Here is a 19,631-nt window from a genome sequence, read left to right as displayed (position 1 = left end):
AGGACAGCGCCGCTGCTGATGCGATGGGCCAGCGCGTATCACTGGCTGACTTTGCTGCAGCGGCAAGTGTATCCGATTTGATCGATGCGGCTGCAACGATCTGGGCAGAGGCGGACTTCCCGCTGAAGGCCAATCTGTTCGGTGGCGATCTCACTAAACTGACCGGTGGCGATCAGCCAAGCATTGAGGTCTATTGGGGCAGTGAAGCGCTGCCGATCGACATGGATCTGATCACGCAGACCGATCCGGTTATCGTGAAGAAAAACCTGACCAATCTGGCCAGCCTGTCCAATATGACACCGGCCATGATGGTGCAGATGCTGGTGAATATCGGCGACTTCCTGAATCAGTTCCGTGACTCTGAGGTGTTCCAGATTCCGATTCCGTTCACGGGAACCGACCTTGGTGATGCCTTTGACTTTGCGTATGGCTGGACCCAGGTGCTTAACGAGAAGCTGCAGGGCGTTCTGAGCTTTGACCTGACCAGTGAAGAGATTGTGTCGCCCCGCCTGACAGACGATCTCGCGTTTGACCTGGTGCTGCAACGTCCGGGTGACCTTGTGCCCAGTCTCTATACCGTAACGCTGCTGCAAGCAGACACGGCCGGTTTTACCCATATCAATGAGCTGGCAGATTATATCAGCGGCCGCATTTCCACAGCGACGAACGGCGCTCTGCAGCTGCAGGACAGCTTGCCACAGTGGGTGAGTGAAACCACCGATACGGACACGACCAATACTGACACCAATAACGACAGCAGTGCCGCTGTAACCGGTACCGCAGCCAATGTCCGTCAGGAACAGGCGGGTGGCGTGCCGGTAAACGCCGAGCTGCGTTTTGAATTGGGAACGGCCACGGGAACACTCTCACTTGCCTACAAAGGGGGTGCCAGCCAGAGTCTGACGTTCACTGCAGACATGAGCGATATTGAAATTGCGACCGCTCTGGCAGGCGCTTTTGCGTCTGCAGCAGGTACTGTTGCAGACAATATTCAGGTGACGGGGAGCCGTGGTGAAGGCTTCCGGATTGAGTTTGGCGGTGCTGTGTCAGGCCGTGCATTTGTGGCCGATGACTTCACTTACAGCATGAACGTGCCCTCGACTGCAACGTCTTCGGTGACTGAGACAGAACTCAGCACCATCGGTGGCAGTGAAGAGCAGGTGCTGGCGTTCAGCGGTTATGCTTCTGGCACCTTCGAGCTGCAGCTGATGGGGCGTACCACCGACCCGATCCGTTACATCGCAGACCCGACCGGTACCCTGCAGGCCAAGATGATCCGTCAGGCACTGGAGAAAATTGCCGGCGTTGGCAATGTTGATGTGACTTTCCCGCAGAAGGACCCGCTTGATCCGACAGGGCAGAAAGCGAATTACGGCTCGGCCCCCAAGTTCCTGATTAAATTCAAGGGTGACCTGGCCAATCAGGACATCCCGGACATGTCGGTGTACTACGGTAACCTGAAAAATGGCACCTATGTGCCGGCCGGCGAGACCCGTGGCGTGACCATCCATGAACTGACACCGGGCCAGAACGCATCGGGTGAAGTGCAGACCCTCAGTGTCAGTGCTGCGACCGGTTCTCCGGCAAGCTTTGACCTGACCTGGAGTTATGGCGGCAGCACGTGGACTACACCGGGCTCACTGTCCAGTGACATGGGCGCATCGACACTGCGTGCGGCGCTGCTGAATGCCACCTCCGGCCCGAACCGCTTGGGTGACATTGAAGGCCTTGATATTCAGGTACGACAGGTGGCCTCCGGCAGCTGGAAAATTAGCTTCGGCGGTATCTTGGCCGGTCAGGACGTGGCCGAACTGGCGGTGACCAACCTGTCCAATGCCACCACACCTGATGTTTCGCTGGGTACGATTCGCGAAGCCTATCTGCGCAACGAAGTTCAGGATATTCTGCTGGGTGCCTCGGTCGGTGAGTATCGTGTTCAGTTGGGCGAAAACGGTACGCTGTCAGACAGTTTTGCCGCTACTGCCTCGGCTGCCGAGCTGCAGGCTGTACTTGAGGGAATGGCTGAAATCGGTGCCGGCAATGTGAAGGTGACCGGAGAGCCTCAGCGCTGGACCGTTGAGTTTACGGGTCGACTGGCAGGGCAGAATTTGCCCCTGATGCAATTGAGTCCGCTTCAGTCCATTGCGCTTGAGCCTTACACGGCGGCCAGTGGCGAAACCGTGACTCAGATGGTTGAGATCAAGTTTGCTGACGAAAGCGCGTATACGGTCAGTGTTGATATCGCCAATATGAGCATTGCCGAAGCGCAACTGGCACTGCAGACCGCACTGGAACAGCTGGATGGTGTCGGTACAGGCAACGTCAGTGTGGTTGCGGTCGATACGCCCGAAGGTGACAGTCAGCGCTGGGATGTGCTCTTTACCGGTGAGTTGGCCGGTAAAACGGTACAGGCACTCAACCTGAATGTGACGCTTGGAATTACCACTGGTGGTGTCACTCAAACCACCACTGAGCAGATTGAAGGACAAGAGATCCGTGCCAGCCTGATACAGGTGGGTACCTCTGAGCAGCGCCTGATGTCCGGTGGCTTGACATGGGGCAAGCTCAATATTCGCCCTGTGAACGTGGATGACTTCACCTACGTCGCCATCATTCCCAGCACGGGTGTTCTGGTGGAAGGCATTCAGGTTGGCAGTGCCGCAACGGGACTCAACGAAGTGCAGCGCCTCACAGTCAGCGATGCGGCTTCGGGCAGCTATACCTTGACGCTTTCGCTTGCCAGTGGTGATACCTTCACAACAGCCGCCATCGCAGCCGGAGCGGATGCCGCAACTGTCCAGACGGCCCTCAATGATGCGCTGGATGTTGCGGGCAGTGTCACCGTTGCTCTGGAAAACGAGCAACAAAGCAACGTATTTGAAATTACCTTCAGCGGTGCCCTGGCCCGGACCGATGTGCCGTTGCTTACGGCTGATTTTGCAGGTTTGCGCGCCTATGAAGGCGCTGAGGCCGTCACGTATACGCTGCAGGAGGGCCGTTCCGAAACGACCGACCAGGTGGGGCGTGATGAAGTACAGCGGCTGACGTTCAATAATGTCAGCGGCGGCATGTACTCGCTGGTGATGCAGCTTGATGGCAGCTACTACACCATGCAGGAGCCGCTTGAAGTGCTGCCGAATGAAGCGGCGTTGGATACCTGGTTGACCAGTCGTGAGATCGATATCACGGGGCTGAGCCTGCATGAGAAACGTGCAATCGAACTTGAAAGTGCACTTCAGCTTGCCTTCAAGAGCGGCGATCGTGCCATCGCGGGTGCGGATGTTACGGTGGTGGCTGTGCCGGGCGAAACGGCCAACGCTTTCAGTTACGACATTCAGTTTTCCGGAGCGCTCGGCGAGCGCAACCTGCCGACTTTACTGACGTTCCACCGCCTGCAGGCGGTCGACACCACTTCCAGTTACGGTAATGGCAGTGAAGCGCTGGGCTTTGGCCTTGGTGGCCGACAGGCTGAAACCGAGATCGGACCCAAGTTCAATACACTGGAAGATTTTGCATCGGTGTTGGCTGATGCGATCAATGAACTGTTGCCCAGTGGTGAAACCTTTAATATCGCGGCCCGTTTTGATCCGGTGGCGATGGACTTCCTGTTTGATGTAAGTCTGTCACCCTCGCTGCCGGCCCTGGAGCTGCCGATTGGTCTGAGTATTGATGACCTTGATCCGCTGGCGTCGCTTGATCTGTCAGGCGTGCTGGCGATCAATGGTGGCGTTGATCTGTTCACAACCATCGGCCTGGATTTCAATCGTCCAGAGGACTTCCAGATCAACGGCGGCGTGTTGATGTCCGCAGAGGTGCTGGGTGCCAAGGCGGGAGGTGTTGATACAGGATTTGCACGCTTCCTGCAGGATCCGGCCAAGCCGTATGACTCCCGTGAGCAGATTCAGGACGGGGTAGATGCGAATGATGACCCCATCATGGTTGACAACCCGGACTACAACCCGGCTGTTGATACCAGCTTCAACGTCAATTTTGATGGTGACAGCTACACCGTTACCATCAGTGCCGCTTCGCAGAATGACAACAGCAACCTGAATGATCTGCTGACGGATATTCGGACTGCGCTCACTGGTGTGGCGGTGCACGCCAACAGTGCCTTGAGTCGTCTGGGCTACCAGAATCTGGCTCAGGCGGTGGATGTGGCGCTGGCTCAGGACGATAACAACAATGCCCAGCTGGCATTGACGTTCTATGGCAAAACAGTTGGCCAGGCGGGTGTTTCGGCCAGCGGAGCCTTCTCCAGTGTCTTTGGTGTTACCAGCCTGACGGCGCCGATCGAGATGTCATCCCTTGGGCTGCCGAACTCGCTGACCTTGAGTAACGGCAGTGCCTTTGACCTGATCATCGATGGTGCTGATGACCTGGTCAGTGGAGGCAACACGGCTGCCACTGCGGATAACCGCATTACCGTCGGTATTGCATCCGGTACGTATAGTCCCGAGTCGCTGGTGACCGCCCTGAACGCTGCATTGGCGGGAATCAGCGGCAATGCGCTTGGGCCATTGCAGGGCAAGGTCAGTGATCTGGGCGAAGCACTGAAATTCAATTTGAGCACTTTGCCAGATGGCTCCCCAGTGCTGACCTTGAATACCCTGGGCCAGCATATTGCCTCGCTTAACTTTGCCGCGCAGGGGCATGACCCGCTGATCCGTCACTTCGGCTTTGTTGCCGATGCGCTCAACAAAGCCGGTGGCGTGTCCATTTTCCTTGAAGATACGCTCATTGGCGCTCGTCTGACGGCCGGTGTTGAACAGTTCCAGGGGAGTGCCTCCATTGGCTTCGTTGATCTCTCCATGGATAACATGCTGGCGCAGATCAATGCTGGCGTGAATGTTCGTCTTCTGGACGGGCCCGATGGTAACCCGGGTGGGCGTGTCTATCTGGATGAACTGATCGATGCTGCCACACTGACGGATAATCTGTTGGGTATGCGTGGTGCCGTAACCGTAACGGCAGGCGGCAGCGAGGTCCTGATTGCAGCCCCTCGCAGCGATGCCCCCGGGGTGATTTCTGAAGATGTGGGCCTGACCATTACGCTTGATGGCGATACGCTGAACGATGGCAAGCCGATAGAACTTGATGTGAAGCTGCTGGCCTCGTCAACACTGAACAACAGCAGCGTAGCGGATCTGGCCAGTGATCTGAACACGGCGGTGGATACGGCGATTGATCGCTGGAATTCGGAGCACAGCGGTAAGCTGACTGCGGCGCAGTTGGCCGATCTGAAATCCCATACTTGGGTCACCGCCGGTGATCTTGTGCTGTACGACATCAGCACCAAAACATCGACCACCACCGTTGCCGGTGCGCTGCAGTTTGTTGCACCTGCCGTGGCCAGTGTTCGTGTTGAGGGCCGACGCCTGATCAACGAATACATGAGCCCGGTGACCTTCAGTGACAGTAACTACACCATCGGCAGCCAGCCGATGGCCAATCTGATCATAGACGGTATCAACCTGGATGCCGGTGGTCTGAGTCTGTTGCCGCCTGATGTCGATCCGCGTATTGAGATCAGTGTACCGATTATTGATGTCTGGAACGGCGTTCTGTCTCTGTCTGAAGCCGTTGATGTGCGTGTGATCGGTGCGGATGCGCTAACCGGTTTTGGTGATCTCTCCTGGGTACAGATTATCGAAGGCCTGCGCATGGCATCGAGCCTGCTCAGTCAGTTCGAGACCTTCAGCTTCCTCGATCAGGATATTCCGGTCATTGATCTCAGCGTCAATGACATGTTTGATATCGCCGTTGAGCTGGCGCGTGCTGTTGAGGAGGTGGGGAACAACCCGGCTACTGGTGTGGGCCAGTTGCAGGAAGTGTTGGCCGACAGCTTTGGCTTGCCGATCTACGATCCATCGCGCCCCGATGTATTTGGTGTCAGCCTGGACTATGACGCGGCATCAAACGCCGTGATGCTGAATATTCCCTATGAGATTGACCTGCTCGACAAGAGCTATCCAATCTCCATTGATCTGGCGACGCTGGGCGAGTTGATTGGTGGTACGGCACTGCAGGACCTGATGGGGTCCGTTGGCAGTATCGTTGACGTGGGCGGCAGTGCGCTGGTGAACCTGAAGTCCTCAGCCATGGTGAATATTGCGCTGGGTCTGGATCTGGCGTCCGGTGCCATGTTTGTGTACGACTATTTCGATGGTGGTACCGCGGATAACCTGGATGACGATACCGGTACTTTTGCTCGCTTGGGCATGGAGGTCAACGGCACCTCGCTGGCGTTTAACGCATCCCTGGGCCTGTTCTCGCTGGATGTGAAAAACGGCACGGCGGATATTCTGGCCCAGGCCGGTCTTTACTTGGGCGATGATCCCGACGGTGTTGCCGGTCAGGGCGACGGCCGACACTATCTTGGTTCGGCCATTTCGGTCAAAACCCTGCAGGAGGGTGAAAGCGTTGCTCTGATCTGGGATGAAACGACCGTTCCGACCGGTTTCAACATCACCGGTCAGGGCACGACGGCGGATAACTGGACGCTGACGGGAGATGCTGATGAGGCTTTCCGCCTGCACTTTACCGTTGCCGGGGTGGACTATTTCACTCAGTCGCTGGTGCGAGGCTATGAGGCCGACACGGTTCAGGCCTATGTAGAGGAAGCGTTGCTGCACGGCCCGACGGCCCTGCGAGGGGCGGTCAGTGTTGAGCAGATCGATGCGGACGACCCTGCCAAAGGCTGGAAAATCGTGGTTAGCGGTGCGGGCTTCGATGGCAAGACACTGGAATTGGGTGTTCAGCAGCTGCGTACCGAGGCCGATGGTGGCCCGCTGGGCGAACTGAATGAGATCCAGTGGGTCAGCATCCCGTCCGGCTCCGGTGGCACGTTCACACTGACGGCCGATATCGACGGTCGTCGCTATACCACAGGCAATATTGCCTGGAACGCCAGTGCTTCAGCCGTGGCAACGGCCCTGCGCACGGCATTGACCAGTGGTGCACATGCCATTGCCGGTGCCGATGTCAGTGTGACGCTGCACAATGCTGCCAAGCCGCAGGATGGCTGGCACATCGAATTTACAGGTACTCTGGCGGGTCGAGGCATCGCCCAGCTCGAGGCCGAAAACAGTGCGTTGACACATGAAGGTGCTGTAGTGGCCGTTCCGGTTGTCGTCAGCAACTCGCCGGGTGTGGTTAACCAAACCCGCGTCATGCTGGTGGCCGCGACCGATGGCACCTTCGATTTGAGTTTCACATACGGCGCGACAACCAAAACGCTGACCAATCTGGCCTGGGATATCACCGCAGAAGAGCTGCAAGCCGCTCTCAATACCGCCATGGGCGGTGGTTACAGTGACATTCTGGCTGTAAATGATACCGATAACGGCGGCTTCCTGATCAGCTTCGATGGCGACCTGCTTACCGGCAAGGGAGTCACCGTCAGCGTTGATGGAACCAACCTTAAGGCATCGCCATTTGGTGCGCTTTATCGTGATGTGGCGGTCGACTTTGAGGGCACGGCCAATGTGCTGTTGCCTGGCTATGTCACTCTGCCCAACGAGATTTTTGCCCTTGGGCGCGAGCTGGGGCTGATCGACACCAGTCTCAGAAATCCGATCTACATCGGCGATATAGAGCTGCAGGTCAACAGCCTGGGCGACCTGATGGACGGGCTGATTGCTGGCGACACCGTCAGCTCCATCATGATCAGCGAGCCGGGGGTATACAACGACGCCTATACCCTGAACTACCGTCTGCCAGATCTTGGCGGCATGTTTGATCTGTTCAAACTGAACAACCCGTTGATCCGTTTGATCCGCGACCCATCCGTGATCATTGATGGCATCGATTATGCGCTCAAAGGCATTCAGCAGTCACTGGATGCCATCGCCTCTCTGCCGCTGCCGTTGATCGGAGATCAGCTGGCCAAGGGCGCGCAGTTTATCAGTGATTTCCGCGGCAGTGTCATTGCCGAGATTCAGGAGTTCATCGACAGCTCACTGGATACCTACGGCGGAATGGAAAACGCTCTGCGTATGACACTGTTCGATGTATTCACTGCGGACAGCAATAACGATGGTTTGATCAATCCGCTGAGCATGGATCAGTGGATTGAGGCTGAAATCAATGAGGTTGATATCGCTGATCGTGGCGGTGATAACCCGTTCCTCAACTACCTCAAGGATTACAACGGGGACGGCATTGTCACGGCTGACGATATCGTGGTTGAGTATCTGGCGTTTGGCTCCCTGTCCCCGGCAGGTGTGGCGGCGGGTACCCGTTTGGGTTACACCCTGGCGGGTCGTACTTCAGATGTGCGCGGTGACAAGAACGGCGGCGATATCATCGCCGGAGATGGCTATGATCCGCTGGCTGAAGCGGGAGCGCTCCAGTTCCGCATGAATCTGGGGCAAAGCCTGCTGTCCCGTGAAGTTGACCTGTCCTTTGATATTGGACTGCCGGGCCTTAATCTGGACGTGGATGGCGGTATCGGGCTGGATCTGGGCTGGGACTTCTTCTTCGGCTTTGGCGTGAATATCCAGGAAGGCCTGTATCTGGTCTCTGAAATGCCGGGGAATGCGGGTCTTGATGATGCCGACTACACCCGGACCAGCTTTGATCTGATTACGCAAAGCGCCACGTTACCGTCTCACAGCTTGCAGGAAACCACGCGTATCAGCCTGGCCAAGCCTGACGCTGCCGCGGGTACGTTTGATATCAGCTTTGCTGCTAACGGCAGTAACTGGACAGCGGCTGGGTTGGACAGCAGTACGCTGGATGCCACCACGCTGCAGCAGTTGCTCAATGAGCAGGTTGAAGCGGGCTATACCGGCATCCAGGTCACGGAGAATGGTGGCAACTGGATTATCGATTTCGGTGGCAACACCCTCATGGGGTCGGTTGTCACGCTGACGAATACGCTTGGGCTGGCCGTTTCAACGCTGAGTCAACCCACGGATCCCTCTACGGTGGCGTCACAGATCTATCTGACGCCTCCGGTCAGCTCTCAGGGCACCTTTGATCTGAGCTTCTCAGCGGGAGGTAACAGTTGGGGACTGACCGGTGTCAGCAACAGTACGACAGCGTCCGAACTGCAGACATTGCTGAATAAGGAAATTTCGGCCGAGTATACCGGCATTACCGTGGTTGAGCAGGGTGATGACTGGCTGATTACCTTTGGTGGCGCTGCCTTGTTGGGGCAGGATGTCACGCTAACGGGACGCGCTGAGGCGATTCAGGACCCCGCGCTTAACCCGTTGATCGAAAACCCCTGGGAGCTGCCGGGCACCAACCCGGCCGTCAACGAGCTGAGTATTGTATTCGATGCGTATCTGGCGGGTAATCCGGCTTCGGTCACCGCAAACATCTTCTTTGTAGCAGGTACTCTCACGGATTATTTGGCCGGTGACACCGTGGTGGATCAAAACGGTAATGATGTCAGCAACTACTCACCCTTTGGTGATGAAGTGGGTGCTCGTACATTCTTCCGTGGCGAGTTCGCCATCGATATGGTTGATCGCAACTCGGATGGTCGCCTGACCTACGCTGAAATGACGGCTGGTAAATTCTCTGACAATTTCCGCCAGAGGTTTACCGGTGCCGCTCAGGCCAACTTCCACATGGAGCTGTCGATTCCGAATACACCGTTGCCGCGTATCATCGGCGACTTCCACATGACCTGGGCGCTCAACACCGACTCAATTCCGGTTGGCTACGGCGATATGTTCTCCGTTCAACCGCAGGTATGGATTACCGATCTGGCATTGGATGTCGGCAGCCTGCTGTCGGATTTCCTGGGGCCGATAATCTCCGAGATCCAGAAGGTTACTCAGCCTCTGCAGCCGGTGATTGATGGCCTGACCATGCCGATTCCGGGACTGTCAGAGCTCGCCGGGCGTGACTACACGATTCTTGATCTGGCTGAACAGCTTGGTAAAGGCAAGGTCAACATTGGCTTGATCAAGAACCTGGTCTATATGCTGGATCTGTTCAATGCGATTCCGACTGATGCACAGGGTCTGATCATTCCCATTGGACGGGTGTTCAGCTTCGGCGGCAATCTTCAGGACAGCAAGAGCAGTAAAAACGCGTCCCTGAGCGGCAACGTCAACAGTACCGATCAGGCAATGAGTTCCAATACGTCTGGTTCAACTGCTGGTACGCAGTCGTTCATGGACAAAATGAAGAATCCGAACAATGCGTTCAAGATTCCGATTCTGACCGATCTGTCGCTGGTGCTGGATTTGATCATGGGCAAACCGGTCGATCTGGTCACCTTCACGCCCCAAAATCTGAGCGTGGATGTTCAGATTGATGTCGGTTCCTGGGTCTATCCCGGGGTGAAGGCCGGTATTCGTGGAGGGGTGGCCATCGATGTGGCCCTGACACTTGGCTTCGATACCTACGGTATTCTTAAATTCTTTGACAGTGAAAACCCACTGCATATTCTCGAAGGCTTCTACGTCAGTGATAACTTCGTCAACGGTGTAGACAAGCCAGAGGTAGTATTGAATGCCTTCCTTGAGATCTACGCTGAGCTGAACGCCCTGGTTCTTCGGGCCGGTGCAGCCGGTGGTATTTCGCTGACCGGCGAGCTTGATTTCTGGGATGAGAACGGCCCGGGTGCCCGTGATGGCAAATTCCGTGCGCTGGAAATTCTTAACCAGTTGCTGTGTGAACCCTTTAATCCGCTCAACCTGGTCGAGGCCAACCTGAGAGCTGATGCCTACGCCCGTGTTTATGTGGACGTCAACACATTGCTGGCAGGCTGGAAGAGCGTCTACAAACAGACGATTTTCAATATCGAACTGTTTGAGATTGTCTGGAAGCCCAAACCCTGCATGCCGATTCTGGCATCAGATGACAACGGCGATGGCACGTTTGTCCTCCATATGGGCACCAACTCACTGCTGCCATCCGACACGGTCGTGGACTTCAATATCGCGGCGATGATGGAAGGCAAGGGCGCAGTGGATCGCCAGTACCGCAATATCGATGATGGTGACGAGAAATTTATTCTTAAACAGATCGGTAACGGTGAGGTCGAAATCACCGCGACGCTTAACGGCACCGAATACACCGTGGTGTACACCGGCGTGAAAAAAATCGTCGGCTTTACCGGTAAGGGTAATGACACGGTAGACGCTTCAGGTCTTAGCAGCATCGATGTGGTGCTGTTGGCAGGTGAGGGTACCGATACGCTGATTGGTAGCCAGATTGATGACGTGCTTATTGGTGGCAGTGGCAGCTCCAGCCTCAAGGGTGGAGAGGGCGATGACCTGTTGATGGTACGTGCCGGAACAACCGCAATGGAAGGCGGCAGCGGAGCTGATGCCTATCGCTTCATCGGCAATTGGGGTGTGGCGACTATCAATGACAAGGATGTGCGTGGCGATGCCAACGTGCTCGACTTCTCTGACCAGAGTGGTGGGCTGGTGTTGGATACCTACACCGGTACGGTCACTCAAGGCAGCAATCGGGTAAGCTGGGACAGCAAGACCGAAATCGGTCTCATTGCCGGTGGCAGTGGCGATGACATTGTGGATATGTCCTACGAGACGACAAAGCTTCATATTCAGGTCGCGGACGTGTATCCCGATATGGCCCTGATTGAAGCCAGCCTGAATACCAATGCCCAGTCTCGCCTGAGCGATACCGACGCGACCGCACTAAATGACGGCATTATCACCGGCATCTCCAGCGGTGCGGTCAACAACGAGGATGCCCCGGTATCCACTTATGGTGACCGGATTCTGCGCTTCGTCGGTTTTGAAAACCTGATTGGTGGTGGACAGAGCGATATCTTTGCGTTCGAGGACAAGGCCGCCATCAGTGGCAGTGTCTATGGTGGCTCTGCCAGTGGTGTAGGCCTGAACGCTTCCTATGAACGGGAAGGGGTGCGCAATACCATCGACTTCTCCGATTACGCGACTGCTGTCAGCATCAATACCAGTGGCAGCGCATACACCCTGCCGACGGGGTTCACGACCATGGCCGGAGCCGCTACGGTGGCATCGAGCAGTCGTATTAATGCCAATGCCGGTAACGTCACGATCCGTGGCTTCCATAACATCATTGGTGGTAAAGGCAACGATGTGCTGGTCGGCGATAACCGCCAGAACCAGATTTTCGGCATGCAGGGTAATGACACACTTGTCAGCATCAGCGGTGGTGATCTGCTGGTGGCGGATACACTGATCGTTGAAGCAACCGGCAATACCATCGAGTCCAAATCCACCGCCCTGGTAACGCGTCCGGCATGGACACAGCTGCCTTCACGTGAATGGACCTGGTTCGATGCCAGCATTCACAGCACCTCCATGAACGGTACCGGTGAAGTACTGATCGGTGGGTTGGGTAATGATGTTCTCATGGGCTCACTGGGTCTCGACAGACTCTATACCGGTGCCGGCAACGATACCCTGGCTGGTGATCTGGCTCGCATGAGCTTTGATTCCACCGGTGCGCTGGTCAGTGCAGAAGTGGATGAAATTACCGATGCCGGTTTTGGTGAGGCAGACTATATCGAAGGCCTCAACGGTGACCATGTGGTAATTGGTGGTGCCGGTGCGGATGAGATTCTGCTGGGCGATGGTGACAACCTGGTGCTGGCGGATGAAGGTTACCTGGTACTGGATCCATTCACCCGTCGTGCTCTGGATGTTGCCACCTGGAACAGTGGTTACGGTGCCGGCGATACAGTCACCTTGGGCACCGGCAGCAACATTGTTCTGGGCGGTGCCGGTGGTGACAGTATTACGGCGACCGACCCGGATGGCGAGCGCAACATCATTTTGGGTGACCACGGGCGCATCCAGTTTTCACTGGCCGAACCTGACGACCACCGCCTCAGCAGTCTGACATCGCAGACCAGTGTGACAACCGGCGGTGACGATATCATCACGTTGGGTACCGGTAATGCGGTTGTCATTGGCGGCCGTGGTGTGGACAGCATTACACTGGCGGCCACCGGAGGCGATGCCAGCGGCAACTCCGAGCGTCTCCTGGCCGGTGATCATGCCGATATCCTGTTCGATGCCTTGGGTGCAATGACCGCATTCCGTTCAACCGACACGACAGCCGCCACGGCAGGGGCCGATCAGATCCGGGTCGGTACGGGCAATGACACGCAGGCTCGCAATCTGGGACGCAACTTCATTATTGGTGGGCTGGGCAACGACAGGGTTCTGGTGTCGGCGCATGTGGATACCGATGGCCGTCTTGTGCGCGGTGAAGCCGAAAGTGAAGATGTGATTCTGGGCGACAATGGCGAAATTCTGCGCAGCGCCTCGACTGTATCACGTCCAAATATGATGCTGAGTGTCATCAGCACTGAAACCGACAAGGGCGGCAACGATCAGATCATTTCCGCCAACGGTAACAAGCTGGTGATCGGCGGCTTCGGCGCCGATACCGTCAACCTGTTTGACGGTACGCACCTGGTGATGGGGGACAACGCAGCCTTCCTGTTTGATGCCGTTGCTGCAAACGGTGTACTGCGTTCGGCAACCACGACCAGCACCGTATTGGGCGGGGCTGACACCATTACCCTGCGCGAAGGCTATAAGCTGGTGGCCGGTGGCATTGGTGCCGACAGCATCAAGATCAATGCGACGACTACGGCTGAAGCCAGTGGCAGCGGCTGGAATACCGGCGGTGAATTTATCGGCGGCACCAGTTATCTGGCAGGTGTGGTCGGTATTGCGGCGGTGTTGCCGTCACCTGCGACCACGTCTGGCCAGATTGAAAACCGAGGTCGTCACGGTCGCTTCATTGCAGGTGATAATGCCGAATTCCTGTTCGACAATCGCGGCGGCTTGACCACCCAGCGTACGCTGGATCAGATCGCGGCGACCGGCGGTGATGACACCATCACCATCGGTGCCGACAACACCACGGCCACGCTGGGGTTTAACCTGATGATGGCGGGTATGGGGTCCGATACGGTCGAGGTTGGGCGAGGCTCACTGAGCGAAAGCGTCGTACTGGGTGACAACGGTGAATACCTGCGTCAGCCGCAGAGCTACCTGCTCAGTGCCGTCCGATCCACTGTGACCGGCGCCGGTGGTATGGATAACATCCTGCTGGGCTCGGGTGCGCACACGGTGATTGCGGGTATGGGGGCTGATACAGTCGACATCCGCTCCAGCGATGCGCGCGCGGCTCTGGACGGCCTCGTCAACCGCCATCTTGTAGCCGGTGATTCCGCTGAACTGACCTTCAGTTCAGATGCGCTGGTCAGCATGGCCAGCCTTGCGACCAACAGTGGTGGTGATGACAGGCTGACGATTGGTGAAGGTGATTTGGCGTTGATAGGCGGCTTTGGTCGTGATCTGGTGAGCATTAACGCCAATACCACGGCTTTCCGCGCGCTGGCGGGCGATAATGCTCGCTTCGAGTTTGCTCCGACCGACCAGGTTGCAGATCAGGCGGAAAGTCTGACGCGCATGGTGACAACCGATCTGCAGGCCGCGACCGGTGGAGATGATGAGATTCGGGTTGGTATTGCCGGTTCAATTACCGGTGATCTGGGTGAAGTGCTGGCGATTGGCGGTATCGGGGCAGACCGTATCAACATCAATGGTGCCCGTGCACGTACCACCATGATCGGTGACAACGGCGAGATACAGCGTCTGGCCGGTCTGACAGAGATGGGAGGTGCTCAGCGCCAGTCCGTCAGCAGCTTTGATGTCACGCTCGGTGCGGATGATATTCTGACAACGGTCGCCGGCGATGCCGTGATCATTGGTGGCAGTGGCAGTGATGATATTCGATCAGGGCGTGGCAATACGCTGGTGGCCGGTGATCATGCCCGCATGCTGTTCAGCGCTGATGGTGCGATTCAGCTGATGACCAGTCTAGGCACCAGCATTGGAGGCAACGACACCATTCAGATCGGTGGCGGCGACCCAACTCTGGCGGATGGAGACAAGGTTGTTATTGGTGGCTTCGGTGCTGACAGCATTACGCTGAGCGCGGATGTGGCTGCTGCCGGTGAAAGCCGAGAGCGGACCATCGCCGGTGACAACGCTAACATCGCATTTGATGTTCAGGGCAGGTTGCTCAGCTTTGCCACTCTGGATGGGGATCAGTCTACCGGGGGGAACGATGCCATTACCCTCACGCTGTCCGGCGATGACCAGAATGCAGGTGCCATAGCCGAGTATCAGGTGGTCGCCGGTGGTGTCGCTGATGACACTATTCGGATTCAGTCCGGTGTCAGAACCGGTGATGTAATATCCGGTGATAACCTGGACTACCGTCGCATGATTGCTGCCGACGGCGTGCGTCAGCACCTGTTCGCTGGTGTCACTCAGCCAACCCTGGGTGGTAATGATCAGATCGTGACCGCGGCGGGTGACAAGCTGGTCTTCGGCGGTGCCGGAAACGACAGCCTCACCGCCTTCACCGGGGCTGCAGATCACTCTGTTGTCTTCGGTGATGCAGGAGATGCCGTGTACGAGGAGTACCTCAACGGAGATGACTTCGAGCGAACTCGCCTGCAGCAGTTGATGACGACATCGCCGCAGTCAGGTGATGTGGATAACATAGTGCTCGGTAGTGGTGATGCGGCGGTGTTCGGTGGGTCGGGTGCGGACCAGATCCGCATCAGCTCGGTTGACCAGAGTCGCCGCCTGATCGCGGGCGACGAAGCGCAGGTCAATTATGACCTGGGCGTTCCAGTATTAATGCAAAGCACCGATACCAGCTCTACCCCCACCGGAGTGGCGGGTAACCAGTTTATTCTGCCGGATACCGGGACCAACTTCCTGATCGGGGGGCTGTCGATTGATACGCTGGTGGGCAGTATTGGTGACAGCCATCGTTTGCTGCCGGGAACCGGCTCGATCAACCTGCTGAGCAAAGTGGTCAGTGTTGTGGTGCTGGGTGATGCCGGTGAAATGGGCATCTTTGCCGACCGTGAATATGCATCCGGTGCCAGCGATGAACTGCTGATCTCGGGTGCCACCCTGGTTCAGGGCGATACCGGGGGTGGTCCAGGGGGTGGCGACAGTTACACCTACTTCGGTGAGGGCAGTGTGACCGAAGAGTTGAGTAACAGCACCTCTGGCCGTATCGCGTACCCGTCACTGACGGGAGGTTTTGCGACCTTCAACAGCGCGGCCAACAGTCAGCAGGGTCAGTACGGCTACCTGACCGTGTTCGAGAACGGCGGCTGGCGCTATGATCTGGGCCATGATGCCAACGGCTTCAGTGAGGCCGTCAATGCACAGGCGCAGGGACTGAAAGACGGCGATCAGCGCGTCGAGTATTTCACCGTCAGCACTACAGATGGCAGCACCACGACGGTGACGATTGACGTGCTGGGGCGTACCGATCTGCCGGGTTCCGTTACAGCGACTCTGACTGAGGACGATGGTCTGGTCAGCACCGTATCCGGTCGTCTGACCGATAGCGAAGACCCGGAGCTGAGAACGCGCTACCTGAGCATGGATACTCAAACGGACTTTGGTCGATTTACATTGACCGATGACGGCCAGTGGCAGTATGTGATCAACAACGGTGCAGCCGCCGTGCAGGCGTTGCGTGCAGGGGAACGGGTGACCGATACCCTGACCGTCACCACGCTCGATGGCAGTTCGGCAACGGTTGCGATTGAGCTGGTGGGTACCAATGACGCTGCCGTGATTGGCGGGGCTGAGCCGACTCAGGCTACAGTCGTGGAAGAGGCGGATAACGCCGCCGTTGATCAGTGGCTGAGTGCCAGTGGACAGCTGTCCATAAGCGATGCCGATGCCGGTGAAGCGACCTTTGCCGGTCAGGTCAGCATACTGACTGCTGATGCGTTGGGAGAACTCACCATTTCTCCGGACGGCAATTGGAATTACGTAGTGCGCAATGGCGCTATTCAGTATCTGACTGCCGGCGAAACCCGCATCGAACGATTTGAAATCAGCAGTGCCGATGGCAGTGCAACGCGTACGCTGGAAATCCGGATTGAAGGACGCAATAACAGTGCGGTGATCTCCGATCCGGGTACCCTGCAGGTGGTCGAAGATCAGCAGACACAGCTTAACGGCGTACTGAGCGTGACCGATGCCGATGCTGGCCAGTCACTGTTTGTGGCTCAGGACAACAGTTCGGCCTACGGTCGCTTTGTGCTGGCAACCGATGGCAACTGGAGTTACAGCCTTGATAATGCCTCGGCAGCCGTGCAGCAGCTGACTTCGAATGACCAGCTGAGCGACAGCTTTACGGTGGTAACGGCTGACGGCAGCAGTCGCAGCTTCAATATCTCGATTCAGGGCAGTGATGACCAGCCTGTGATTACACCGGCATCCGGTGATGGTGCCCTGGCGATCCTGACTGAAGATCAGCAACTGTCCGCTAATGGCGCGCTTACGATTGTTGATGCTGATGCCGGTCAATCCCTGTTCGTGGCTCAGGACAGCAGCTCAAGCTATGGCCGCTTTGTGCTGAGTACGGATGGCAGCTGGAGCTACGCCCTTGATAATACCGCCACGGCCGTGCAGGGGCTGATCTCGGGTCAGCAGGTCACGGACCAGTTCACGGTCGAGACGGCCGATGGCACCACCGAGACCTTCAATTTCACCATCCAGGGCAGCGATGACCAGCCGGTGATCACTCCCAATACGGGTACACTGGCTTCACTGACTGAAGACCAGCAGCTGTCGGCCAGTGGTGTATTGGTGATCAGTGATGCTGATGTAGGTCAGGCTCAATTCGTGGCACAAGACAGCAACTCAAGCTATGGACGCTTTGTCCTGAGCACGGATGGCAGCTGGAGCTATGTACTGGATAACAGCGGTGCAGCCGTGCAGGGGCTGGTATCCGGTGAGCAGGTCACCGATCTGTTCACGGTCGTGACCGCTGATGGCACAACCTCAACCTTCAACTTCACCATTCAGGGCAGTGATGATCAGCCGGTTATCACGCCTGCGGCCGGTGATGGCGCACTGGCAGTGCTGACTGAAGATCAGCAACTGCTGGCCAGTGGTGTGCTGGCGATCAGCGATGCTGATGCGGGTCAGGCCCAGTTTGTTGCACAGGACAGCAGCTCCGCGTTGGGCCGCTTTGTCCTGAGCACCGATGGCAGCTGGAGCTATACCCTTGATAACAGCGCTGCCGCCGTGCAGGGTCTGGTGTCCGGTGAGCAGGTCACGGATCAGTTCACGGTAGAGACGGCTGACGGAACTACTGAAACCTTCAGTTTCACCCTTCAAGGCAGTGATGATCAGCCGGTTATCACGCCTGCGGCCAGTGATGGCGCGCTGGCGGTACTGAGTGAAGATCAGCAACTGCTGGCCAGTGGTGTGCTGGCGATCAGTGACGCCGATGCCGGTCAGGCTCTGTTCGTGGCGCAGGACAACAATTCTGCCTACGGTCGCTTTATCCTTGATGCCAACGGCAACTGGAACTACACCCTGGACAATGACAGCGCTGCAGTGCAGGCACTGGCAGCGGGTGTCAGCGTGACAGACCGCTTCTCGGTTGAGACAGCGGACGGAACCGTACAGGAGTTCGGCTTCACGATTGATGGTCGCAACGATACCCCGGTGATTACACCAGACCCGACCACAGGACCTGTTGCCAGCGTGGTGGAAAGTCTGGTTATGACTCAGAGTGGTCGTTTGCATATCAGTGATGCCGACCAGGGTGAGTCCACTTTTGCGGCACTGAACCAGACCACGGCTTATGGCACGTTGACCGTGGATGCCGCCGGCAACTGGACCTATCAGCTGGACCCGCTCAGTGAGGCACTGGCTGATCTGGCGCGTGATCAGAGTGTGGTGGAAAACTTCACCCTGACGACCGCCGATGGCACTGACGTTCTGATTTCGGTTCGTATTACCGGCTACCTGAACGTGAGTCAGAACCAGGCAGGGTTCGAGCTCAGTGCGGCCCCGACCGTGATCCAGCCTGTTCAGACGACTGCAGGCACTGGTGATGGCACGTCTGATAGCCTGCTGGACATGATGCAGAACGGCAGTATGCCCGTAGAGCAGGACGAGTCATCGGATTCAACACAAACCGTTGCGTTCAGCTTGACCACACTGGGTGATGATCTCTTTATGCCGACGCAGAGTGGTGTTCCGGCTACGTTAGAAACCACACTGGGCGAGAGTGTAGAGACGGCTCCTGGACTGATGGAGTCCGGTGTCAAATTGAATACAGGTTCTAACGTTGGCCTGCCGTCTGAGCCTGAGTCCGAGTCAGTCAATGGCGCCGCTCAGACTGAGAGCGAAAACCTGGTGCCTCAAGCTGATGAACAGGCTGCCGAGACTGCACAATCACTGGTCGGATCTGAGTCGCTGCTCGGAGCGGATGAGGACGAAGATGACGACGACAAGCGCAAGCTAAGCGCTGAGGCTGATGATGCTGGCTCTGAGGGTGCAGACACCGATGGTGGGGCAGACGAAGCCGTGGCAGCGGGCGGTGCTGTTCCTGACGGGGAAGCGCAGGCCGGTGCTGAACCGGAGGCTGCTGCTGAGGGTGAATCGTCCGAGAACGCACCTGAAACTGAACCCTCCAATGAAACCGAAGCTGGTGATACGGAGCAGCCTGAGAGTGCTGGTCTGAACGTTTTGGAAGGGGTGGGTGCAGCATCCAGTCTGCTTGTTGCCCGCTCAGATGCGGCGAAAGCAGGTGGACGTATTCGATGGGACTGGGGGCGGGCCGAGGCCTGA

Annotated in this window: 1 protein-coding gene (cut by a window edge); it reads left to right on the top strand. The window is 57.1% G+C overall.

Annotated features, from left to right (window positions below):
• Positions 1 to 19,631 carry the 3' portion of a VCBS domain-containing protein gene (locus ABIE60_RS13700; protein WP_354470085.1) on the top strand. Its footprint begins 8,023 nt before the window's first position, so 19,631 of the gene's 27,654 nt are visible here — the last part of the coding sequence; its start codon lies beyond the left edge, outside the window; the stop codon is at positions 19,629 to 19,631.

The sequence above is a fragment of the Marinobacterium sp. MBR-109 genome (assembly GCF_040547565.1).
GTDB lineage: Bacteria > Pseudomonadota > Gammaproteobacteria > Pseudomonadales > Balneatricaceae > Marinobacterium.
Note: the sequence above shows the minus strand (reverse complement) of the source record. Positions and strands in the feature narration are given on the sequence as shown.